The sequence below is a fragment of the Anaerotignum faecicola genome (genome assembly GCA_024460105.1).
Taxonomy (GTDB): Bacteria; Bacillota; Clostridia; order Lachnospirales; family Anaerotignaceae; genus JANFXS01.
The window spans coordinates 1-465 of record JANFXS010000240.1; the positions used below are offsets into that span (position 1 = coordinate 1).

General features: G+C 42.8%; 1 protein-coding gene. It reads left to right on the forward strand.

Features of this window, described 5'->3' with window-relative positions; translation table 11 throughout:
• The coding region (locus tag NE664_13740) for a GNAT family N-acetyltransferase (GenBank protein ID MCQ4727695.1) at positions 1–346 on the forward strand (346 nt) is incomplete at its 5' end.
• Positions 347–465: the final 119 nt, after the last annotated feature.

Sequence of the window (465 nt, forward strand, 5' to 3'; positions counted from 1 at the left end):
GGCCATGCAGAAAAATGACTCATTTTTTCTGTTTACTGCCAAAACCATTGGTGATGAAACAGCAGGTCTCTGTTTTGCAAAACTGACCGAAACGGATTCCCCGCTGCTCCGCAAAAAGAAAATTCTGTATATAGAAGATTTTATTGTATCGGAATCTTTTCGTCGTCAGGGAATAGGCCGTATGCTGTATGCAAAAGTTAAAGAGACCGCAGCTTTGTCTGGAGCCTCCAGTGTGGAACTGACAGTCTGGAACTTTAACGAAAGCGCGGTTTCCTTTTACCGCGCATTAGGAATGCAGGTTCAATTTGCTCATATGGAAGAAAATATAAAGGAAAATCTCATATAAGTCTTGACATTATACCCTGTATACCCCTTATTCTGAGGCTGAAAGGAGGCGGAGTGCGATGACGATTAAAGAGGTGGAACAGCTGACAGGCATCACCCGTCAGAATATCCGTTTTTATG